Below are 20,755 nucleotides of genomic sequence, written 5' to 3' on the forward strand. Positions count from 1 at the left end.
CGACGGCAGCGACCGGCAAAAGGCTACGGACCGGTCGGGAACGGCCGCGAAAGCTACGGACGGATCGGGCGCGTTGGCGGACCGTCCTCCCCGCGGATGGAAAGGTATACGACGGAGACGCCACCACGCGTCTATAAACAGATGACCGACGAGGGATACGACCACACGGTGATCGAGCGCCGGTGGCAGGACGCGTGGGAGGCGGCGAACGCGTATCGGACACCCGACGACGTCGCGGACCCGACGTACGTGCTCGGGATGTACCCGTACCCCTCGGGGAAGCTGCACATGGGGCACGTCCGGAACTACACGATCACGGACGCGTACGCGCGCTACCGCCGGCTGCGCGGCGACGACGTCCTCCACCCGATGGGATGGGACGCCTTCGGGCTGCCCGCCGAGAACGCCGCCAAGGAGCGCGACACGAACCCGCGCGACTGGACGCTCGACTGCATCGAGACGATGAAGGGCCAGATGCAGTCGATGGGGTTCGGCTACGACTGGGACCGGGAGATCACCACCTGCACGCCCGACTACTACCGGTGGAACCAGTGGCTGTTCACCCGATTCCACGAGGAGGGGCTGGTCGAGCGCCGGGACGCCGAGGTGAACTGGTGTCCCTCCTGTGAGACCGTCCTCGCCGACGAGCAGGTCGAGGGCGAGGCGGAGCTGTGCTGGCGGTGTGACACGCCGGTCGAAACCCGGGAGCTCGATCAGTGGTTCCTGCGGATCACCGAGTACGCCGACGAGCTCCTCGAGGCGATCGACGACCTCGAGGGGTGGCCCAACTCGGTCCGGCAGATGCAGCGCAACTGGATCGGCCGCCAACACGGGACGGAGCTGTCCTTCGAGATCGAGGGACACGGCGACGTCGAGGCGTTCACCACCCGGGTCGACACGATCCACGGCGCGACCTTCTTCGCGCTCGCGCCCGACCACCCGATCAGCGAGGACCTCGCCGAGACGGACGCCGACGTCCGCCGGTTCATCGAGGAGGAAGCCGACCCCGAGGGCGACGAGCCGAACGGCGTCGCGACGGGGCTGACCGCCACGAACCCCGTGACGGGCGAGTCGATCCCGGTCTACGTCGCCGACTTCGTCCTCTCGGACGTCGGCACCGGCGCGCTGATGGCGGTCCCCGCCCACGACGAGCGCGACCACGCCTTCGCCGAGAAGAAGGACATCGAGATCCGGCCGGTGATCGCGCCCGAACCCGACTCCGGGGGTGCGGAGGGGACGGACCCGACCGTTCCCGACGTCGAGGAGGCGGCGTTCACCGAGGACGGCGTCCTCATCAACTCCGGCGAGTACGACGGCCTCGACAGCGAGACGGCCCGCGACCGGCTGACCGAGGACATCGGGAGCGCCAGCGAGGCGACCCAGTACCAGCTGCGCGACTGGGGCATCTCCCGGCAGCGCTACTGGGGCACCCCGATCCCGGTCGTCCACTGTGAGGACTGCGGCCCGGTGATGGTCCCCGAGGAGGACCTCCCCGTCGAGCTCCCCGAGTTCATCAACACCACCGGCAACCCCCTCGACGCCGCCGAGGAGTGGACGGAAACGACCTGTCCGGAGTGTGGCGCCCCGGCCGAGCGGGAGACCGACACGATGGACACCTTCGTCGACTCCTCGTGGTACCCGCTGCGGTACGTCTCGCCCGACCTCGAGGAGGCGCCGTTCGACCTCGAGCGCGCGAACGACTGGATGCCCGTCGACCAGTACGTCGGCGGGATCGAGCACGCGGTGATGCACCTGCTGTACTCCCGGTTCTTCACGAAGGTGCTCGCCGACCACGAGGGACTGGACCACCGCGAACCGTTCGAGAACCTGCTCGCACAGGGGATGGTCCAGCTCGACGGCGAGAAGATGTCGAAGTCGAAGGGGAACGTCGTCTCCCCCCAGCGGATCGTCGAGGAGTACGGCGCCGACACGGCCCGGCTGTTCATGATGCAGGCGGCCCAGCCCGAACGCGACTTCGACTGGTCGGAGGAGGGCGTTCGTTCGACGAACCGCTTTTTGGCCCGGCTCAAGGCGCTCGTCGAGGACCACGCCGACGCGATCGTGGCGGCGGACGCGACGGCGGCGGGAGCGGACGCTGGCACCGATGGCGACATCGACGCCGACGACGATCCGATCGCCGCGTACGTGACCGATGAGGTCGACGCCGCGATCGCCATCGCCACGGCGGAGTACGAGGATCTCACCTTTAACGTCGCGCTGCGGGAGGCCCAGGAGCTCGTCCGCACGCTCCGCAGCTACGCCGACGCCGTCGACGATCCGGATCCGGCGGTCCTCGGCCGCGGCCTCTCGGCGGCGGTCCGGCTGCTTGCGCCCGTGACGCCGCACCTCGCCGAGGAGCTGTACGCGCAGTTACAGGGCGCGGATCCGAGCGACGACGCCGACGCCGAGGCGGCCGTCGAGGAGGGCGTCGTGCTCGCCGCCGAGTGGCCCGAGGCGTCGGTCGACCGCGAGACGGTTCGAAAACGGCGGCGACTCGTCGAGAACACCCGCGAGGACGTCCGACAGATCATCGACGTCGCCGGCATCGAGGATCCCGAGTCGATCGACGTCGTGGTCGCCCCCGACTGGAAGTACGACGCCCTCGAGATCGCGATCGACAGCGACGCCGACAACCTGATCGGCGAACTGATGGCCGAGGACCACATCCGCGACCAGGGCGACGCCGCGGCCGCGTACGGCCAGGACCTCCAGGCCGAGCGCGAGGCGCTCTCGATGACCCTGCGCGGGGACGCCGAATACGACGCCCTCCGGGCGGCCGCCTGGCTGATCGAGCGGGAGTTCGACGCGCCGGTGCGGGTCGTCCGCGCCGAGGACGCGGCCGCCGACGTCGCGCGCAACGCGGAGCCCGGGCGACCGGCGATCGACATCACGGAGTAGCGATCGAGGGGGAAGCGGGGTCGATCCACGTCTCGGACACCGCCGCTCCGGCACGCTTTTCAGCGGCGCCGGGCTATCCCGGACGATGAACGTTGTCACGCTGGGTCCCGCCGGCACCTACTCCCACCGGGCCGCGCGGGCCGTCGCAGACGACGTGGCGTTCCGCGAATCGGTCACGGCGATCGTCGAGTCGGTCTCGGCGGGCTCCTTCGACCGCGGCGTCGTCCCGATCGAGAACAGCATCGAGGGGTCCGTCACCGAGAGCCTCGACGCGCTGGCCGACGAGGAGGTCGCGGTCGTGCAGGAGATCGTGACGCCGATCCGGCACGCCCTGTTGGCGCAGGCGGAGGACTTCGACGTGGTCGCGAGCCACTCGCAGGCGCTCGCGCAGTGTCGCTCGTTCCTCGAGCGGGAGTATCCCGAGGTCGACCGGGAGGCGGTCGCCTCCACGGCCCGCGGGGTCGAGCGCGCCCGCGAGGACGCCCGCGTCGCCGGGATCGGCCACCCGGATAACGCCGAGCCGCTCGACGGCGACGGGACGAGCCTCCGGATCCTCGCCGAGGACATCCAGGACCGCTCCTCGAACGCGACCCGCTTCCTCGTCATCGCCCCCGAGTCCGCACGCAGCGAGGCCGGCGGCAAGACGACCCTCATCGTCTATCCGGACGCGAACTACCCCGGGCTCCTCCTCGAGATGCTCGAGGCGTTCGCCGACCGGGACGTGAACCTCTCGCGGGTGGAGTCGCGCCCGAGCGGCAATCGCCTCGGCGACTACCTGTTCCACTTCGACGTCGAGGCCGGCCTCTATGAACCGCGCACGAAGGACGCCCTCGAGACGCTCGAGGCGATCGCCGAGAACGGCTGGGTACGCGTGCTGGGGTCCTACGACACGACGCACGTGGTGTGACCGGATCCGTCTCCCGTCCCCGGCTCCCATCTCGCGAACTCCCGTCTCCCGTTTCTCCGACTCCCCGACAGATCCCACACCCCTTGGCGAGGACGCCGGCAACGTTCAAGTCGATCGACGACCTACGATCGACCGTATGACGCGCCGAGACCCCTTCGAGGAGATGGAACGGCTGTTCGAGCGGATGAACCGCGAGTTCGAACGGATCGGTGGCGACCTCGAGGCCGGCTTCGGCGACCTGGAGTCGGGCCTCGGACGGGAGATCTCCGTCGACGTCGCCGAGGACGAATCGGCGGTCACCGTCACCGCGGACCTGCCAGGGTACGACCGCGACGACATCGACGTCACGGCGTCCGGCCGAACGCTCACGATCGCGGCCGAGCACGACGAGTCGGTCGAACGCAACGTCGACGATGAGGACGCGCTCGAGTATCACCGGCGCGAGCGACGTCGCCGGTCAGTCTCCCGCCGGGTCCGGCTCCCGAGCGACGTCGACGAGACGGCGGCGGAGGCGACGTACACCAACGGGGTGCTGACGGTCGAGCTTCCGAAGACCGACGTCGACGCTGGCGGTCATCGGATCGACGTCGAATAGCGGTCGGGTCGTCGGGCGTCGGACGCTCGTCGAATCGTCCCGCACCGACGGTGGTCGAATATGTTTCGGTTTTTGATCCAGTTAGCGAAGAATATTCGCTAGTACGGCGGCTCGTCGATCGCCATATTGACCGACTTCGCGCGCTGGTGTTCCTCGATCGCCTGGGCGGCACACTCACGGCCGAAGCCGGACTGTTTGAACCCGCCGAAGGGCGTCCCGGGAACGGTGCCGAAGTAGCGGTTCACCCAGACGCTGCCGGCCTCGACGTCGGCGGCCGCGCGGTGGGCAACCGAGGGATTTCCGGTCGCGATGCCGGCAGTGAGCCCGTAATCGACGTCGTTGGCGATCTCGATCGCCTCCTCGTAGTCGCTGAACTCGAAGACGAACTGGACCGGCCCGAACACCTCCTCCTGGGCGATCCGCATCTCGGGATCGACGTCGTCGAAGACCGTGGGTCGGTAGAAGGCGCCACCGGCGTGGTCATCGTCCTCGAGGGGACCGCCGCGGAGCAGCGTCGCACCCTCCTCGCGGCCGAGGTCGACGTAGTCGTCGACGTCATCGAAGTGGCCGTCGTAGGCGAGCGGTCCCATCGTGGTTCCCTCGGTGAGCGGATCGCCGGGTTCCCACCCGTCGAGCTCGTCGAGGTAGGCCTCGAGGAACTCCTCCTTGAGGTCCTCGTGAACCAGGATTCTGGTCGCCGAGTCACACGATTGGCCGGCGTTGTACATCCCACCCGTCGCCACGGTGGCGGCCGCCTCCTCGACGTCGGCGTCCGGGAAGACGATGAAGGGATTTTTCCCCCCGAGCTCGAGCGTGACCGGCGTGACCGTGTCCGCGGCAGTGCGCATAATCGCCTGACCGACCGGCACGGAGCCGGTGAAGGAGATCTTCCCGACGCGGGGATGATCGATGAGCGGGTCGCCGACCGCGGATCCCGAGCCGGGGACGACGTTCACCACGCCGTCCGGCAGCGTCTCGGCGGCGAGCTGGCCGGCCAGAATGACCGACAGCGGCGCCGGACTCGGCGGCTTCACGACCGCCGTGTTGCCGGCCGCGAGAGCGGCGCCGACCTTCCAGCCCATCAGGAGGATCGGGTAGTTCCACGGCAGGATCTGGCCGGTGACGCCGTAGGGCTCCCGGCGGACGTACGTGTGGGAGTCGTCGCCGGTCGGGACGTACTCGCCCGTCTCGGCGACTGCGACGCTCGCGTAGTACTCGAAGAAGTCGAGCCCGTTCTCGACGTCCGCGCGGGCGAACTCGAGCGGTTTTCCCACCTCGAGGGCCCCGAGCAGCGCGAACTCGTCGAGGTTGTCGCGCATCGCGGCGACCCACTCGCGGATCAGGTCGCCCCGGTCGCTCGCGTCCATTCCGCCCCACTCGTCGGCGGCCGCGTCGGCCGCCTCGACGGCGGCCTCGACGTCGGTCGCGTCGCAGCTGGGGACCGTGGCGATCGGCTCGTTCACGGCGGGATCGGTCGGCTCGAACGTCTCACCGGAGGCCGCCGACCGCGTCTCGCCGTCGATGACGGCGCCGAACTCGCGGTCGATGTCCTCGCGTGCCTGTGCGTGCGTCTCCTGTAGCGTGCCTGTGTAGTGCATCCGTATCGTGTCGTGTGTCGTCGCGGTCTCGCAGTTGAATCGGTTCCGTAGCGGTTCGTCTCGTCGAGGGTGTCGGTCCCGGTCGTCCGGGTCCCGTCTCGATCGGCGGGGGCGTTCGCCTCGATCGTCGGGAGCGGTTCGTCCCCGTCGAGTCGTGGGCGATTCGCTCTATTCGGTGAGGACGACGCAGTTGTCGGCGGCCCAGCCGAGACGGACGGTCTCGCCGCGTCGCAGCGATCCACCCTGGTCGCGGATCTGCATATCGACGGTCAGCCGGTCGCCGGTGTCGAGCTCGACGACGTACTTGCCGAGGTTCCCCTTGTAGATCTCATCGACGATCTCCCCCTCGAAGGCGTTCTCGAGGCCGTCGGCGTCGGCGCCGACGCGGATCTTCTCGGGGCGGATCGCGAAGGCGGCGCTCGTGCCCGCCCCGGGATCGCGCGAGACGTGGAAGCGCGTGCCGTCGCGTTCGATCACGGCGCCGTCGTCGGTCTCGCCGTACGTGCCGCGGATCAGGTTCGTCTCGCCGATGAAGTCGGCGACGAACTCCGTCGCGGGCTCCTCGTAGATCTCCGTCGCCGTGCCGAGCTGCTCGATCTGCCCGTCGTTCATCACCGCGATCCGGTCGGACATCGTGAGCGCCTCCTCCTGGTCGTGGGTCACGTAGACGAAGGTCGTCTCGAGCTCCTCCTGGAGGTTCTTCAACTCGACCTGCATGTTCTTCCGGAGCTTCAGATCGAGCGCACCGAGCGGTTCATCCAGCAGCAGGACGGTCGGCTCGGTGATGAGCGCCCGGGCCAACGCGATCCGCTGCTGTTGTCCACCCGAGAGCTCGCTGACCGCCCGGTCCTCGGTCCCAGGGAGCTCGACGAGCTCGAGCATCCGCGAGACGCGGGCGTCGATCTCCTCGTTAGATTCCCGGGTGAAGAGCCGTTTCAGCGAGTTCCCGACCCCGCCGCGGTCGGCACCGCCGTCAGCGTTGACACCCTGCATCTGGAGGCCGAAGGCGACGTTCTCGCCGACGGTCATGTGCGGGAACAGGGCGTACGACTGAAAGACCATGCTCGTGTCCCGTTCGAACGGCGGAACGTACGTCACGTCCTCGTCCTGGATGTACACCGTCCCCTCCGTCGGCGTCTCGAACCCGTCGATACACCGAAGCAGGGTCGTCTTGCCGCAGCCACTCGGACCGAGGAGGGTCAGGAATTGCCCGGATTCCACGGACAGGTCGACGTCGTCGACCGCGACCACGTCGTCGAACCGCTTCGTCACCCCCTCCATCCGGACGTCGTACATCGTCATCGATTACGCCGTCTTGATCTCCTGCCAGGCCTCGTCGTAGAGCGTGGTGGCCTGTCCGATGTTCTGGATGTACTCGAGGTTCTCCATGATCTCCTCGGGCGGGTAGATCGATTCGTTGTTCAGGACGTCCTCGGAGATGTACTCCTCGGCCGCCTCGTTCGGGCTGCCGTAGTAGGTGTAGTTCGTGATCTCCGCACCGACCTGCGCGTCGAGGAAGTAGTCGATGAACGCGTGTGCCGCGTTGACGTTCTCGGCCTCCGCCGTGATCGCCGCGGTGTCGACCCAGACGACGCTTCCCTCCTCGGGAATGACGTAGTTGATCGGCGAACTCCCGTCCTCGAAGGTCTCCCAGTAGGCCTGGAAGGCGCCGCCGGACCAGGCGTGGACCGGGCTCATCTGCTCGTTGATGAGGTTCGTCGGGAAGTTCGTGGAGTCGTAGGTCGACAGAAGATCCTTCTGCTGTATCAACAGCTCCTTGGCCTCCTCGATCTCGCTTTCGTCGGTCGTGTTGAGTGAGTAGCCGAGGTGTTTCAGGGCCGCGCCCATCGTCTCGCGGACGTCGTCGAGCATCGACATCTGGCCGGCGAACTCCTCGTTCCACATCGTCTCCCAGGAGGAGACGTCGACGTCTCCGACCATGTTCTCGTTGTAGGCGATCCCGGAGGTTCCCCACTGGTAGGGTGCGGAGAACCGCTGCTCGCCGGGGTCATACGGTGCGTTCCGGAACTGATCGGAGAGGTTCTCGAAGTTGGAGAGGGCATCCAGATCGAGTGGCTGGATCATCTCCTGATCGTGGAGGACGTTGACCATGTAGTCGCTCGGGAAGATGACGTCGTACTGGCCGGTCCCGCCGGCCTGGAGGGCGTTGAACATCTCCTCGTTGGAGCCGTAGTTCGAGACCGAGACCGAGACGTCGTACTCCTCCTCGAAACCGCTTATGAACCCGTCGTGCCAGTAGTCGGTCCACTGGAAGACGGCGAGTTCGTCCTCGATCTCGCCACCGCCGTTTCCATTGCCGCCACCGTTCCCGCTCCCGTTACCGTTCCCGCCGTCGTTACCGTTCCCGCTCCCGTTGCCGTTCCCGCCGCCGTTGCCGGAACAACCCGCAAGCCCGGCGAGCGCGCCGGCCGAAAGGGCGCCGGTCGTTCGGAGGAACGTCCGTCGATCGCTTTGTTGGTGTCGTGTCATCAGTTATCACCGTCTCTTTTTTCTAAATTGCCGCCGAGAGTCATAAATATTTCGTCAGAGAGGCCATATGATCGACTAAGTTTTGTCGAATGTGGAACGGCAGCCGTCTCACCACGTCGGGCCCTGGAACCACTGGGCGATCCCGACGAGAACCATCGTCGTGACCACGATCAGCGCGGCGATGACGTTGACGCCGGGGGAGATCCCCTGTCGCACCATCCCGAAGAAGTAGATCGGGAGCGTGTTCTCCTGGCCGATGATGAAGAACGTCACGACGTAGTCGTCGAAGCTCATCGCGAACGCCAACAGCGCGCCCGCGAGGACGCCCGGTTTGATCACCGGCAGCGTGACGTAGCGGAACGTCTCGAGCTCGTTGGCCCCGAGGTCCATCGCCGCCTCCTCGAGGGTTCGATCGAAGTTCTGGAGCCGCGCCGCGACGACGACGGCGACGAAGCTGATGCCGAAGGCCACGTGGCCGATGACCGCGGTCCGGATTCCGAGTTGCATCCCGACGATGTTGAAGAACAACAGCAGCGAGATCCCCATCACGATGCTCGGGATGATGATCGGCATGAACACCACGCCGGTGAACAGCCGCTTGCCGGGGAACTCATAGCGGTCGAGCGCGAACGCGAGCATCGTCCCGAAGACCGTACTGATGATCACGCTCGCCGCGGCGATCTCGACGGAGTTGCTGAGCGCGGCCCAGGCGGCGTCCGGATCCACCCGGGCGACCGTCTCACCGCTCAACAGCGCCGCGTACCACTCGGTCGTGAACCCCTGCCAGACGATCGCGTATCGCGAGTCGTTGAACGAGAGCGTGACGAGGACGACGATGGGGATGTATAAGAACAGGTAGACGAGCGCCGTCTGTCCGAGCAGGATCCCGGTCCCCCGTTTGAAGAGGCCGGACCGGACCCGACCGAAGAGACCGCTCACGCGAGCTCACCCCCGCCGCGCTGGTAGGCGGCGATGCTCAGCAGCATCACGCCCATCAACACGAACGACGCCGCCGCCCCGAGCGGCCAGTTGCCGGCCGATCCGAACTGGTCGGCGATCAGGTTACCGATCATCTGACTGTCGGTCCCGCCGAGCAGCTCCGGGATCACGTACGCGCCGGCGCTCGGGATGAACACGAGCACGCTGCCGGCCATCACGCCAGGTTTTGAGAGGGGGAAGACGACGTGGACGAACGCCTCAAGCCGGTCGGCACCGAGATCCATTGCCGCCTCACGGTAGGTGAAGTCGATCTCCTCGATGCTCGCGTACACCGGCAGGATCATGAAGGGGATCCAGATGTAGACCAGCCCGAGCAGGACGGCGAACCGGGAGTTCATCAACGAGAGGTCGGCCCCGATCCCCGGCAGGACCGCGAGCGCGTTCATCAGAACGCTGTTCGCCGACAACAGCAGCTGGATCGCGTAGATCCGAACCAAAAAGGACGCCCAGAACGGGAGGATGACGAGGACGACGAGCAGGTTCTGGTAGCGTTCGGGCGCGAGATGACCGAGGTAGTACGCCATCGGGTAGCCCACGACGAGCGAGACGACCGTGGCCACGACGCCGTAGCCGATGCTCTTGAACAGCAACCTGACGTACGGCGTCGCCTGGCCGCTCGTCAGCGACAGTTCGAACGGCACGATCGCCTCGATCGCCCAGGCGATCGTGACCCAGAGCCCGCCGAGCAGCGACCGATCGTCGGGGATGAAGAACTCCCGATACTGTTGGAGCCCGAGGTTCTCGGGCGCGAGCAACACCTCACCGAACGCGCCACGCTGGCCGAAGCTGAAGAGGAACATCACCGCCAGCGGGGCGAGAAAGAACACGCCGAGCCAGAAGGCGCTCGGCGCCAGGTTGACGACCGCGCCAGTGTACTGGTTCCGGCGAAGCCGCCGGACGAGTGCGGCGTCGATCCCCGACGCCGACCGCTTGGTATCACGTCCCATTATCCCGTGGGTGTATAGCGCAGAGGGTGAAATATGTTTTGTATAGTGGCCAAATAGCAGACGATTCTATGAGAACATAGGCGTTTGAGGAAATATTATGTTCTTACACCTCGTCGATCGGCGTGAACACCGTGTCGCCAAACAAAACACCTAGGGGGGACGCGACTGCACCGGTCCATATGGACCTCGACGAGGTCGACCGAAAGATCCTCGCCATCCTGCAGGCGGACGGGCGCGCCGCGCTCTCGGAGATCGCCCGACGGCTGGACATGGGGACGGCGACGATCCACGAACGGACGAACGCGCTGGAGGAGGAGGGCTACATCCGCGAGTACCGCGCGGTGCTCGATCCCGATCTGCTGGGCCGCAACGAGGTCGGGTTCGTGCGGGTGAACACGACCGCCGGCCGCTCTTCGGAGGTCGCCGAACGTCTGGTCGAGGTCACCGCTATCCAGGAGATCCACGAACTCACCGGCGACGCCGACCTCCTGTTGAAGGTTCGCGTGGCCGATCGCCGGGAACTCACCGAGTTGCTGCGGGAGGTCGGCCAGTACGACGGCGTCGAGGACACCGCGACCGACGTCGCGTTGCGCAGCGTGAAGGAAGAACACACGCTGCGGATCGATCACGAATGAGCGACGTCTGGGACCTCGAACCGTCCGTTCGATCGGAGTACGGCCGGCTCGAACGTGTGCTGGTTCACGAGCCGGGCGCGGAGTTCAACACGGTCGTCGATCCGGACGCGTGGAACTGGGACGGGCTACCCCGACAGGAGCGGGCGGCCAAGGAACACCGGGGACTCGTGGAGGCGCTCGAGTCCCGGGACGTCATCGTTCACCAGCTGACCGACGCCGCAGACACCCTGGCGGAGTCGCTGTTCGTCCGGGACGTCGGCTTCGCCATCGAGGGCGGGATCGTCGTCGGAAACATGGTCGAGGAGACGCGTCACGGCGAGGAGCGGCGCCTCTCCGAGCGCGTGATCGAGTTGGGGGCGCCGATCTACCACAGCGTCCACGGCGACGGCGGGTTCGAGGCCGGCAACATGGTGTGGATCGACGAGGGGACGGTCGCGATCGGGCGGTCGCAGACGACGAACGCGGCCGGGATTCGACAGGTGCGGACGGTGCTCGAGACCTACGGGGTCGACATCATCGAGGTGCCGATCTTCGGCAGCACCGAAAGCACCGGCCAGACGCACCTCGCGCTGGTGTTCAGTATGGTCGCGCCGGATCTGGCGCTGGTCTACTCGGAGGCGGTGCCGCCGGAGTTCCTCGACACGCTCCACGACCGCGGGATCGAGACGATCCCGGTCCCGATGCGCGAACAACGAAACCGCGCGACGAGCACGATCGTCGTCGAGCCGGGGACGATCCTGCTCCCCTCCGGGAACCACGAGGTGCGTGCGGCCCTGGAAGGACGCGGGTTCGAGGTCGTCGAACTGACGGCACAGGAGATCCGGAAGGCCGGGGGCGGCCCGAAGGGGCTGGTCCTCCCCCTGGAGCGGGCGTCCGTCGAGGAGTGAGTCGGCGTCCGGACCGTGGCTCGACCACCGTCGAACTGTTGACGATCTCCGAAGCATATTGTCGTACGAATTTCGGTAGAACACACGTTTTGGCAAAGATTTATTTCCTCTCCTGCCATCGATGGTGACAATGAGTCTCGGAGACAACGAGCATGATCACGCAAAGCGATTGCAGGAACGGACGTCGAACAGCCGGTCGTTTCACGAACGCGCGTCGTCGGTGACGCCGCTCGGCGTCGAGTCGAACGTCCGATCGTTCGACCCGTATCCGTTCTACATCGAGGAGACGGACGGCTCCTACGTCACCGATATGGACGAGAACGAATACCTCGACTTCCTGCTCGCGCTCGGCCCGATCATTCTCGGTCACGGCCACCCCGAGGTCCGGGAAGCGGTCAAAGCGCAGGTCGACACGAGCGACCTGACGGCGACGCCACAGCCCATCGCGATCGAGTTCATGGAGAAGGTGGTGGAGATGACCCCGTCGATCGAGCGCGTCCGGATGGCCAACAGCGGCACCGAGGCCACGATGCACGCGATGCGCGTCGCGCGTTCGTACACCGGGAAGGAGAAGATCGCGAAACCAGAGGGTGGCTACGCGGGTGCCCACGACTACGCGCTCCAGAGCGTCTACGCGAGCGAGGAGGCGCTCGGGCCGGCCGAGGAGCCGAACACCGTCTCCTACGGGACCGGGATCCCGGACGCAGTCAGCGAGACGATGGTCGCCATTCCGTTCAACGACAAGGAGGCGACCGAGCGGATCCTCCGGAAACACGCCGACGACATGGCGGCCGTGATCATCGAGCCGGTGATGTTCTCGTGTGGCTGTCTGAAACCCCGTGACGGCTACCACGAGTTCCTCCGGGATCTCACCGAGGAGCTCGGGATCGTCCTGATTTGGGACGAGGTGATGACCGGATTCCGCCTCGGGCCGGGATCGGCACAGGGTCGATTCGGGATCACCCCCGACATGACGACGTTCGCGAAGGCCGCCGGCGCGGGCTACCAGGTCGCCGGGTTCGGCGGGCGGGCCGACATCATGGAGGAGATCGTCCCGCCGCGCAAGGAGGAGGCCTCGAAGTGGAACAGCTCGGCGTTCCACGGCGGCACGTACAACGGGCACCCGGTCGCGGCCGCGGCGGGCCTCAAGACGCTCGAGATCCTGGACGACCGGGACGTCTACGAGCACATCGACCGGCTCGGCGACCGGTTGTTCACCGGGCTCCAGGAGGTGGCCGACGACGTCGGTCTGCCCGTAAACGTCCAGCACATCGGATCGATGGGGCAGGTGTACATGACCGACCACGAGATCGCGTCCTACCGCGACACCTGGCACGCGAACGAGGACCGGTTCGCCGACTGGTGGCTCGAGGCGGCCGCCGACGGCGTCCTCTTCGGCAACCCGATGCAGGGCGAGCGGTTCTTCACCACCTACAGTCACACCGACGAGCAGGTCGACGACGCGCTCGAGGTCGCCGAGGACGCCTTCCGCGCGGTCGATCACGAGTACTAACGATGACACGAACGATGGGAGCCAACTAAGAATGGCACGAGCGAAGGGGGCGTCCTAACGATGGGAGCCGGACACGACGGGACGACCGCGTCGATCGGGTTCGGCGGCGACGGAGCGGAAAGCGAGGACCACACGGGGAGCGGTGAGCCCCGCGTGGTCGTCATCGGCGGCGGCATCATCGGCTGTATGGTCGCCCGGGAGCTCGCGGACACGCATCGCGTGCTCGTCCTCGAACGGGACGGGATCGCACAGGGCGCGACCGCCCGGGCGGCCGGCGAGATCACGATGATCCCCTCCTACCCCGATTACCCGTCGATCGCGACCCACGGGCTCGACTTTTTCCGGTCCTACGACGGGACCGGCGCCTTCGAGTTCGCGGAGATCCCGAGCGTGGAGCTCGTGACGCCCGAACGCGAGGAGACCGTGCGTGCCCGTGTCGAGCGACAGCGGGGGAACGGCGCCGACGTCGCGTTCATCGAGGCCGACGACGCCCGGGAGCAGTGGCCGGGGATCGATATGGACGAGTTCGTCGGCGTCGCGCGATATCACGGGACCGGGCACGTCGACCCGTACACGCTGGCGACGACCGTCCAGTCGGAGGCGGCCGAGGCGGGCGCGCGCTTCGAAACGGACGTGTCCGTCACCAAGGTGGCGGTCGCGGCGGACGGTGACGAGGTGACCGGCGTCGAAACCGACCAGGGGTTCATCGCGTGCGACCACGTCGTCGCCGCGGCGGGGTGGCGGACCCGGGACCTGCTTGCTCCCCACCTGCAGCTGCCGGTGCGGCCCTACCGGACGCAGTGTATCGTCCTGCGGCCGCCCGAGGACCTGCCGGCATCGTTCCCGATGGGATGGATCCCCGGCGAACACGTCTACTTCCGGCCGGAGGCGAACGGCGACCTGCTCGTCGGCGGCTGGTCGTTCGCCGAGAACGACCCCGACGGCGCGAGCCGGTCGGCCGACGAGGCGTTCCGCGACCACGTCGCCGACCTCGTTCCGCGGTTCGTCGACTCTCCGGGGGCGATGCGGCTCGTCGACGGCTGGGCGGGCGTCGACGGCGCGACACCCGACACGCGACCGATCATCGATGCGCCGGCGGACGCCCCCGACGGGCTGATCGTCGCGACCGGCTTCCACGGCCGCGGGATCATGACCTCGCCGATCGCCGCGACGCTCGTTCGGTGTCTCCTCGAGGGATCGGACCCGCCGTTTCCACGGGATCCCTTCGAACTCGACCGCTTCGAGGACCGATCGCCCGATTTCGAGTTCGTCTCGATCAGCGCTGGGAACTGACGCGTCGTCGGGTCAGGTCCGGTCGGAACGGACGGGATTCACGGCGGCAGTGGTTTTTTGCCGGTTGATCACCAACATCCACGTGTATGGGTTTCGGAAGCTACGACGAGTCCGAACAGGAGAATCAGGATCTGGACGCCGACTTCGAGGAGGACGGGGTCCGCACCGCCGAGAACGACCACCAGGGACGGGTGGAATACGAGATCGGCGCCTCCAGCGACGAGCTGTTGGACCGGCTCCAGGACATCAAAACACAGGGCGAGTAACGACCACGCGTGAAATCCGGGAGCCGCTCGCTCGGGATCGCCTTCTCCGACGGGGACGATCGGAGCTGGATCGCGGGCGCGCTCGTCCGGACGAACGGACGCGTTGACGACCTGATCGGCGGCACGTGCACGGTTGGCGGCACCGACGCGACCGCATCGGTCATCGACCTCGTCGAGCGACTCGACCGCGAGGACGCACGCCGGCTCGTGATCGCCGGGGTCGCGCCCGCCTGGTTCAATCTGGTCGACATCGAGGCGATCCATCGGGCGGTCGACCGGCCGGTGATTTCGGTTTCCTTCGAGGCGAGCCCGGGTCTGGAGCCGGCTCTCCGGGAGCAGTTCGATGGCGACGCGCTCGCGGCCCGGCTTGCGACGTATCGGTCGCTGCCGGATCGACGGGGCACGACGGCGCCGTTCGTGCGCGCGGTCGGCCTCGATCCCGACCGGGCGGCCGACGTCGTCCGCGAGGTAACGGTGGACGACGACGATCGTCCGGAGCCGGTCCGCGTCGCCAAACGGGCCGCGCGGGCGTTCCGGCGGTTCGCGGCCGAGCAGCAGTAGGGCGGGACGCGGTCGAACCCGATCGGGTTTTTGGCCCCTCCCGGACACCCGATCGGTATGCACGGCGACGACGGATCGGGAGAGACGACCGCGACGCTCGATGACGACCTCCGGGTGACCGGCTGTGAGCGCTGTCCGGCGCTGGTCGAGTCCCGGTCCCGGATCGTGAACGGGGTCGGACCGACGGACGCCGGTCTGGTGTTTCTGGGTGAGGCACCGGGACAGAACGAGGACGAGCAGGGGGAGCCGTTCGTCGGTCGGTCGGGTGACGTGCTCGACGAGGCGCTTCAAGCGGCCGGACTGGTCCGGTCGGACGTCCGGATCACGAACTGCGTCCGGTGTCGGCCGCCGGACAACCGCGATCCGACCACGGCGGAGCTGTCGAACTGTCGCGGCTATCTGGCGGCGGAGCTGGACCGAGTCGACCCGGAGCTGCTCGTGACCCTCGGGAAGGTCCCGAGCCAACACGTTCTCGATCGGGACGTCGCGATCACCGCGGAGGCCGGATCGGTCGTCGACGCGCGTATCGGCGAGTCGTCCCGGCGCGTGCTCCTGTCGGTGCATCCGGCCGCGACGCTGTACGACCGGAGCCAGCGCGAGGGGTTCTTCGAGTCGATCGCCGAAGCCGCCCGGATCGCGGGGATCGGGATCGCGGACGATACGGAAGCGGACGCCGACGGCGGGAGCAACGGCGGTCCGAGCGGTGGCGGGAACGGCGGCGGCCAGTCCCGGCTCGGCGAGTTCTGAGCGGTCGGGTTCCGAGACTTCCGGCCCCGAGGGAAACCGACTTGACGACGGCCCGCCGAGGGTACGTATGAGCATACCGGAGCCCCCGGACGAGGCGCTGGCCGAGGTCGCGATCGTCGATTACGGCCTCGGAAACCTGCGGTCGGCCACGCGCGGGCTCGAGCGCGCCGGCGCGTCCGTGACGATCACCGACGACCCCGAGACGTTCGCCGCCGCCGACGGCGTCGTCCTCCCGGGCGTGGGCGCGTTCCGCGAGGGGATGGAGAACGCGGGCCCGTACCGCGACGCGCTCGTCGAGCACGCCGAGGCGGGCCGCCCGCTGTTCGGCATCTGTCTCGGGATGCAGATGCTGCTCACCTCGAGTGAGGAGGCCGACCACGCCGGCCAGGGAGAGGTTCGCGGGCTGGACCTGATCCCGGGGACGAACGTCCGGTTCGACGTCGACGAGAAGGTGCCGCACATGGGCTGGAACGACCTGTCCGTCGATCGCGATCATCCCGTCGCCGCGGGCGTCGACGGGGAGTACGCCTACTTCGTCCACTCCTACTACGCGGAGCCCGAGGATCCGGACGCGGTGGTCGCCACGAGCCGGCACGGCGTCGAGTTCCCGGCGATCGTCGCCAACGAGACCGGCAACGTGTTCGGCACGCAGTTCCACCCCGAAAAGAGCGGGGAGACCGGCCTGCGGATCCTGCGGAACTTCGTGGAGTACTGCGCGGAGCGGTAGGACCGGTCACAGCCCGACCGCTTCCGGTGGAGTTACGCCGCCGCGAGCGAACGGTCGCGTATGAACGCGCTTGCCGTGACCGGCGGTCGGGTCCTCCATCCCGACGGCCGGGTGAGCGAGGCGGACGTACTGATCGACGCGGACGCGGGCCGGATCGAGGCGGTCGGCGAGGACGTCACCGCAGGCTGGGAGATCGCCCGGACGCTCGACGCCGAGGGTGGACTCGTGATGCCGGGACTCGTCAACGGCCACACCCACGTCTCGATGACGCTGTTGCGCGGCCACGCCGACGACAAGCCGCTGGAGTCGTGGCTGCGGGAGGACATCTGGCCCGTCGAGGCCGAGCTCACCGACGACGACATCGAGGTCGGCGCGGAGTTGGGCGTCCTTGAGCTGATCCGATCGGGGACGACCGCGTTCGCGGACATGTACTTCTCGATGGACCGCGTCGCGGACGTGGTCGACCGGGCCGGGGTCCGCGCGCGGCTCGGCCGGGGGGTCGTCGCCGTCGGCAAGGACGAGGCCGATGCACGCGCGGACCTCGAGGGGAGCCTCGAGTTCGCGCGAACCTACGGCGGCGCCGCCGACGGCCGGATCCGGACCGCGTTTATGCCTCACTCGCTGACGACGGTGCCGGAGGACCTGCTCGCGGAGGGGATCGAGTCGGCGGACGAGGACGACCTGTGGGTCCATCTCCACGCCAACGAGACGACGGACGAGGTGGAGCCGATCGTCGAGGACCACGGCGTTCGCCCACTGGAGTACGCGGCCGACCGGGGCGCGCTCGGCCCGGACCGGTTCCTCGCTCACGGCGTACACGTCGACGACACCGAGATCGAACTGCTCGCGGAGACGGACACCGCGGTGGTCCACTGTCCGGCCTCGAACATGAAGCTCGCCTCCGGAATCGCCCCGGTCCAGCGGCTGCGGGAGGCCGGCGTGACCGTCGGGATCGGCACCGACGGCGCGGCCTCGAACAACGACCTCGACCTCTTCGACGAGATGCGCGACGCGGCGATGGTGGGTAAGATCGGTGCCGACGACGCGTCGGCGGTGCCGGCCCCGGCGGTCGTGGAGATGGCGACGAGCGAGGGGGCGGACGCGATCGGCCTCCCCGGCGGCCGGATCGAGACGGGCGCCGCCGCCGACCTGATCGTCGTCGACCTCGAGGCGCCGCATTTGACGCCGGCTCACGACGTCGTGTCACACCTCGCGTACGCGGTCCGCGGCTCCGACGTCCGCCACACCGTCTGTGACGGGACGGTTCTGATGCGCGATCGGGAGGTCACCACCCTCGACGCGGCGGCCGTGATGGACCGGGCGGCAGAACACGCGGCCGACCTCGTGGCACGCGCCGAGTGATCGCGGAGCACGCCGCGGCATCAGCCCCAGTCACCCCGCGATCGAATCGACCGAACCGAACGGTCCCACCGTGCGGTCGATCCGGATAGTTTCGACCGTTTACGGGAAAATCGGCGGTATAAACGGTTCTAAACGGTTTCCACGGTTCGAACGGCGAGGGGGATTTATTGATACCACCACCGTGTCTTCGAGTGCGGGCGACGCGGGGAGAGGCACACGATGGGGGGTTTCCCACGACCCATCCGTCCGGATGGGCACCCACACCACTCACCACACACACTCACCACTTCACCGTGGGACCCCCACACCATCACCCACCACCACTCACCACCGCCTCACCCACACCACCAACCGTCGTCGTCCGCGTCGATCCACCACCCGATAGCGAGGCGTGTCGGTAGGGTTTTCTAGCGGGCTCGACCAGTATCGGCTATGAGCGACCACTACTCACCGGTCGTCGAGCATCTCGCGGAGCCGGAGACGGCCCGCGAGGAGGGACGCCGGAAGATGGATTGGGCCCTCCAGCATATGCCGATCCTCACGGAGCTGCGCGAGTCGTTCGTCGCGGACCAGCCGCTTGCGGGCGAGGTCATCGCGATGGCGATGCACGTGGAGGCAAAGACGGCGAACCTCGTCGAGCTGCTGGCCGACGGCGGCGCCGAGGTCGCGATCACCGGGTGTAACCCACTGTCGACCCACGACGACGTCTCCGCCGCGCTGGACGCACACGAGAACATCACCTCCTACGCCGTCCGCGGCGTCGACGACGAGGACTACTACGACGCGATGCACGCGGTCGTCGCCCACGACCCGACGATCACCGTCGACGACGGGATGGATATGGTGAAGCTCGTCCACGATGAGTATCCCGAGCTGATCGACTCGATCGTCGGCGGGGCCGAGGAGACGACGACGGGAGTCCACCGCCTGCGGGCGATGGACGCCGACGGAGAGCTTCGGTACCCGGTCTTCGCAGTCAACGACACGCCGATGAAGCGCCTGTTCGACAACGTTCACGGCACGGGCGAGTCCTCGCTGGCGACCATCGCGATGACGACGAACCTCTCGTTCGCGGGCAAGAACGTCGTCGTCGGCGGCTACGGCTACTGCGGGAAGGGCGTCGCGAAGAAGGCGGCCGGCCAGAACGCGAACGTCATCGTGACCGAGGTCGAGCCCCGGCGCGCTCTGGAGGCGCACATGGAGGGCTACGACGTGTTGCCGATGGAGGAAGCCGCCGCGACGGGCGACGTCTTCATCACGACCACCGGCAACCGCGACGTGATCACGAAGGAACACTTCGAGGTTATGCAGGACGGCGTCCTGCTGGCGAACGCCGGCCACTTCGACGTCGAGGTGAACCTCGCGGACCTCGACGAGCTCGCGGTGGACCGGTTCGAGGCCCGCGACGGCGTCGAGGCCTACGAAATGCCCGACGGCCGCGAGCTGAACGTGATCGCCGAGGGGCGGCTCGTCAACCTCGCCGCGCCCATCGCGCTCGGCCATCCGGTCGAGGTGATGGACCAGAGCTTCGGGATCCAGGCGGTCTGCGTGCGCGAGCTCGTTGAGAACGGCGACGACTACGCGGCGGGCGTCCACGACGTCCCCGACGAGCTCGACCGTGAGGTCGCCGAGATCAAGCTCGCCGCCGAGGGCGTCGAGTACGACTCGCTGTCGGAGACACAGCGTGAGTATATGGACAGCTGGGAACACGGAACATAGAGCCGAACCGGGCGGCGTCGCCTGGAGACGACGCGAAACGCCGCAGCGAGACCGAACCGACGTCGGGCGTCGCGTTTTTACCCGGGTGCACGAAACGACCGATATGACCGACGCACGCGACTGCGACCGACCCGCCGTCCGGAGGCCGATCGATGTCCGCTAACCGGAAGGGTGACCGCCGCGAGCGCGAGCTCGTCAACGCCCTCGACGAGGCCGGGTTCGCGGTGATGCGCGCACCCGCGAGCGGGAGCGCGACCGAACGCGAACTCCCGGACGTGCTCGCGGGCAACGGGGAGCGGTTCTACGCGATCGAGGCCAAATCCAGCGCCGGCGACCCGATCTACCTCGACGGCGAGGAGGTCGAGGCGCTGTTGTTCTTCTCGCAAAACTTCGGCGCGAAGGCCCGCATCGCCGTCCGGTTCGACCGCGAGGACTGGTACTTCTTCCACCCGGGCGACCTCTACACGACCGACGGCGGCAACTACCGGGTGAAAAAGGAGACCGCGCTCGCCGACGGAACCGACTTCGCGGAGTTCGTCGGCGACTCCGAACGGATGACCCTCGACGACATCTGAGGCGGCGGCCGCCGACCGCGACTGCTGCTCGCCGGT

At 67.6% G+C, this 20,755-nt stretch carries 19 protein-coding genes; 14 read left to right on the forward strand and 5 right to left on the reverse strand.

Going from position 1 to position 20,755, the window contains the following annotated elements:
* Nucleotides 1–141: 141 nt before the first annotated feature.
* The 3 genes from leuS to OQF70_RS01070 all read left to right on the forward strand — a co-directional run bounded on the left by leuS (nt 142) and on the right by OQF70_RS01070 (nt 4,400).
* Nucleotides 142–2,898, forward strand: a complete 2,757-nt coding sequence (gene leuS / locus OQF70_RS01060) for a leucine--tRNA ligase (protein WP_280535374.1) — start codon at nt 142–144, stop codon at nt 2,896–2,898.
* 85 nt (nt 2,899–2,983) lie between these two features.
* Nucleotides 2,984–3,805 (forward strand): prephenate dehydratase, encoded by an 822-nt coding sequence (gene pheA / locus OQF70_RS01065; RefSeq protein ID WP_280535375.1) that lies wholly within the window; start codon nt 2,984–2,986, stop codon nt 3,803–3,805.
* A 136-nt stretch (nt 3,806–3,941) separates the two neighbouring features.
* Complete coding sequence (locus OQF70_RS01070) at nt 3,942–4,400, forward strand: Hsp20/alpha crystallin family protein (protein ID WP_280535376.1); 459 nt, start codon at nt 3,942–3,944, stop codon at nt 4,398–4,400.
* A gap of 98 nt (nt 4,401–4,498) precedes the next feature.
* Here the strand turns inward: OQF70_RS01070 and OQF70_RS01075 are convergent, their stop codons facing one another.
* The 5 genes from OQF70_RS01075 to OQF70_RS01095 all read right to left on the reverse strand — a co-directional run bounded on the left by OQF70_RS01075 (nt 4,499) and on the right by OQF70_RS01095 (nt 10,434).
* Nucleotides 4,499–5,998 (reverse strand): aldehyde dehydrogenase family protein, encoded by a 1,500-nt coding sequence (locus tag OQF70_RS01075; RefSeq protein ID WP_280535377.1) that lies wholly within the window; start codon nt 5,996–5,998, stop codon nt 4,499–4,501.
* A 168-nt stretch (nt 5,999–6,166) separates the two neighbouring features.
* Nucleotides 6,167–7,300 (reverse strand): ABC transporter ATP-binding protein, encoded by a 1,134-nt coding sequence (locus OQF70_RS01080; protein ID WP_280535378.1) that lies wholly within the window; start codon nt 7,298–7,300, stop codon nt 6,167–6,169.
* Between the two features lie 3 nt (nt 7,301–7,303).
* On the reverse strand, nt 7,304–8,488 hold the full coding sequence (locus tag OQF70_RS01085) for an extracellular solute-binding protein (protein ID WP_280535379.1): 1,185 nt from the start codon (nt 8,486–8,488) through the stop codon (nt 7,304–7,306).
* Between the two features lie 108 nt (nt 8,489–8,596).
* Nucleotides 8,597–9,427, reverse strand: coding sequence for an ABC transporter permease (locus OQF70_RS01090; protein ID WP_280535380.1), 831 nt, complete (start codon nt 9,425–9,427; stop codon nt 8,597–8,599).
* Complete coding sequence (locus OQF70_RS01095; protein ID WP_280535381.1) at nt 9,424–10,434, reverse strand: ABC transporter permease; 1,011 nt, start codon at nt 10,432–10,434, stop codon at nt 9,424–9,426. The genes OQF70_RS01090 and OQF70_RS01095 overlap by 4 nt, the downstream gene beginning before the upstream one ends.
* A gap of 179 nt (nt 10,435–10,613) precedes the next feature.
* Here OQF70_RS01095 and OQF70_RS01100 point away from each other — a divergent pair, with 179 nt between their 5' ends.
* The 11 genes from OQF70_RS01100 to hjc all read left to right on the forward strand — a co-directional run bounded on the left by OQF70_RS01100 (nt 10,614) and on the right by hjc (nt 20,719).
* Nucleotides 10,614–11,069 carry an Lrp/AsnC family transcriptional regulator gene (locus tag OQF70_RS01100; protein WP_280535382.1) on the forward strand — a complete coding sequence of 152 codons (456 nt, stop codon included), beginning with the start codon at nt 10,614–10,616 and terminating at the stop codon, nt 11,067–11,069.
* The gene (locus tag OQF70_RS01105; RefSeq protein ID WP_280535383.1) at nt 11,066–11,956 is read left to right on the forward strand and encodes an arginine deiminase family protein; all 891 of its coding nucleotides are present in this window, start codon (nt 11,066–11,068) and stop codon (nt 11,954–11,956) included. The genes OQF70_RS01100 and OQF70_RS01105 overlap by 4 nt, the downstream gene beginning before the upstream one ends.
* Before the next feature lie 130 nt (nt 11,957–12,086).
* Entirely contained in the window at nt 12,087–13,469 is a 1,383-nt protein-coding gene (locus OQF70_RS01110) for an aspartate aminotransferase family protein (protein ID WP_280535384.1), read from the forward strand.
* A gap of 60 nt (nt 13,470–13,529) precedes the next feature.
* Nucleotides 13,530–14,762, forward strand: coding sequence for an FAD-dependent oxidoreductase (locus OQF70_RS01115; protein WP_280535385.1), 1,233 nt, complete (start codon nt 13,530–13,532; stop codon nt 14,760–14,762).
* A gap of 86 nt (nt 14,763–14,848) precedes the next feature.
* Nucleotides 14,849–15,028, forward strand: coding sequence for a DUF5786 family protein (locus OQF70_RS01120; RefSeq protein ID WP_280535386.1), 180 nt, complete (start codon nt 14,849–14,851; stop codon nt 15,026–15,028).
* Nucleotides 15,029–15,037: 9 nt separating this feature from the next.
* On the forward strand, nt 15,038–15,589 hold the full coding sequence (locus OQF70_RS01125) for a DUF99 family protein (protein WP_280535387.1): 552 nt from the start codon (nt 15,038–15,040) through the stop codon (nt 15,587–15,589).
* Between the two features lie 57 nt (nt 15,590–15,646).
* A complete protein-coding gene (locus OQF70_RS01130) occupies nt 15,647–16,336 on the forward strand; it encodes a uracil-DNA glycosylase (RefSeq protein ID WP_280535388.1) in 690 nt (229 codons plus the stop codon).
* Nucleotides 16,337–16,403: 67 nt separating this feature from the next.
* Nucleotides 16,404–17,063 (forward strand): imidazole glycerol phosphate synthase subunit HisH, encoded by a 660-nt coding sequence (gene hisH, locus OQF70_RS01135; protein ID WP_280535389.1) that lies wholly within the window; start codon nt 16,404–16,406, stop codon nt 17,061–17,063.
* A 60-nt stretch (nt 17,064–17,123) separates the two neighbouring features.
* A complete protein-coding gene (locus OQF70_RS01140; protein WP_280535390.1) occupies nt 17,124–18,425 on the forward strand; it encodes an amidohydrolase in 1,302 nt (433 codons plus the stop codon).
* Between the two features lie 432 nt (nt 18,426–18,857).
* On the forward strand, nt 18,858–20,144 hold the full coding sequence (locus OQF70_RS01145; protein ID WP_280535391.1) for an adenosylhomocysteinase: 1,287 nt from the start codon (nt 18,858–18,860) through the stop codon (nt 20,142–20,144).
* A gap of 152 nt (nt 20,145–20,296) precedes the next feature.
* Entirely contained in the window at nt 20,297–20,719 is a 423-nt protein-coding gene (gene hjc, locus OQF70_RS01150) for a Holliday junction resolvase Hjc (protein ID WP_280535392.1), read from the forward strand.
* Nucleotides 20,720–20,755: the final 36 nt, after the last annotated feature.

This window comes from Halopenitus sp. POP-27 (assembly GCF_029889855.1).
GTDB classification, from domain to species: Archaea; Halobacteriota; Halobacteria; order Halobacteriales; family Haloferacaceae; genus Halopenitus; species Halopenitus malekzadehii.

What these genes read in the sequence shown, in the direction of transcription:
- leuS (WP_280535374.1), top strand. Translation starts at nt 142, where the DNA reads ATGACCGACGAGGGATACGACCACACGGTGATCGAGCGCCGGTGGCAG.
- pheA (WP_280535375.1), top strand. Translation starts at nt 2,984, where the DNA reads ATGAACGTTGTCACGCTGGGTCCCGCCGGCACCTACTCCCACCGGGCC.
- OQF70_RS01070 (WP_280535376.1), top strand. Translation starts at nt 3,942, where the DNA reads ATGACGCGCCGAGACCCCTTCGAGGAGATGGAACGGCTGTTCGAGCGG.
- OQF70_RS01075 (WP_280535377.1), bottom strand. Translation starts at nt 5,998, where the DNA reads ATGCACTACACAGGCACGCTACAGGAGACGCACGCACAGGCACGCGAG.
- OQF70_RS01080 (WP_280535378.1), bottom strand. Translation starts at nt 7,300, where the DNA reads ATGACGATGTACGACGTCCGGATGGAGGGGGTGACGAAGCGGTTCGAC.
- OQF70_RS01085 (WP_280535379.1), bottom strand. Translation starts at nt 8,488, where the DNA reads ATGACACGACACCAACAAAGCGATCGACGGACGTTCCTCCGAACGACC.
- OQF70_RS01095 (WP_280535381.1), bottom strand. Translation starts at nt 10,434, where the DNA reads ATGGGACGTGATACCAAGCGGTCGGCGTCGGGGATCGACGCCGCACTC.
- OQF70_RS01100 (WP_280535382.1), top strand. Translation starts at nt 10,614, where the DNA reads ATGGACCTCGACGAGGTCGACCGAAAGATCCTCGCCATCCTGCAGGCG.
- OQF70_RS01105 (WP_280535383.1), top strand. Translation starts at nt 11,066, where the DNA reads ATGAGCGACGTCTGGGACCTCGAACCGTCCGTTCGATCGGAGTACGGC.
- OQF70_RS01110 (WP_280535384.1), top strand. Translation starts at nt 12,087, where the DNA reads ATGAGTCTCGGAGACAACGAGCATGATCACGCAAAGCGATTGCAGGAA.
- OQF70_RS01115 (WP_280535385.1), top strand. Translation starts at nt 13,530, where the DNA reads ATGGGAGCCGGACACGACGGGACGACCGCGTCGATCGGGTTCGGCGGC.
- OQF70_RS01120 (WP_280535386.1), top strand. Translation starts at nt 14,849, where the DNA reads ATGGGTTTCGGAAGCTACGACGAGTCCGAACAGGAGAATCAGGATCTG.
- OQF70_RS01130 (WP_280535388.1), top strand. Translation starts at nt 15,647, where the DNA reads ATGCACGGCGACGACGGATCGGGAGAGACGACCGCGACGCTCGATGAC.
- hisH (WP_280535389.1), top strand. Translation starts at nt 16,404, where the DNA reads ATGAGCATACCGGAGCCCCCGGACGAGGCGCTGGCCGAGGTCGCGATC.
- OQF70_RS01140 (WP_280535390.1), top strand. Translation starts at nt 17,124, where the DNA reads ATGAACGCGCTTGCCGTGACCGGCGGTCGGGTCCTCCATCCCGACGGC.
- OQF70_RS01145 (WP_280535391.1), top strand. Translation starts at nt 18,858, where the DNA reads ATGAGCGACCACTACTCACCGGTCGTCGAGCATCTCGCGGAGCCGGAG.
- hjc (WP_280535392.1), top strand. Translation starts at nt 20,297, where the DNA reads ATGTCCGCTAACCGGAAGGGTGACCGCCGCGAGCGCGAGCTCGTCAAC.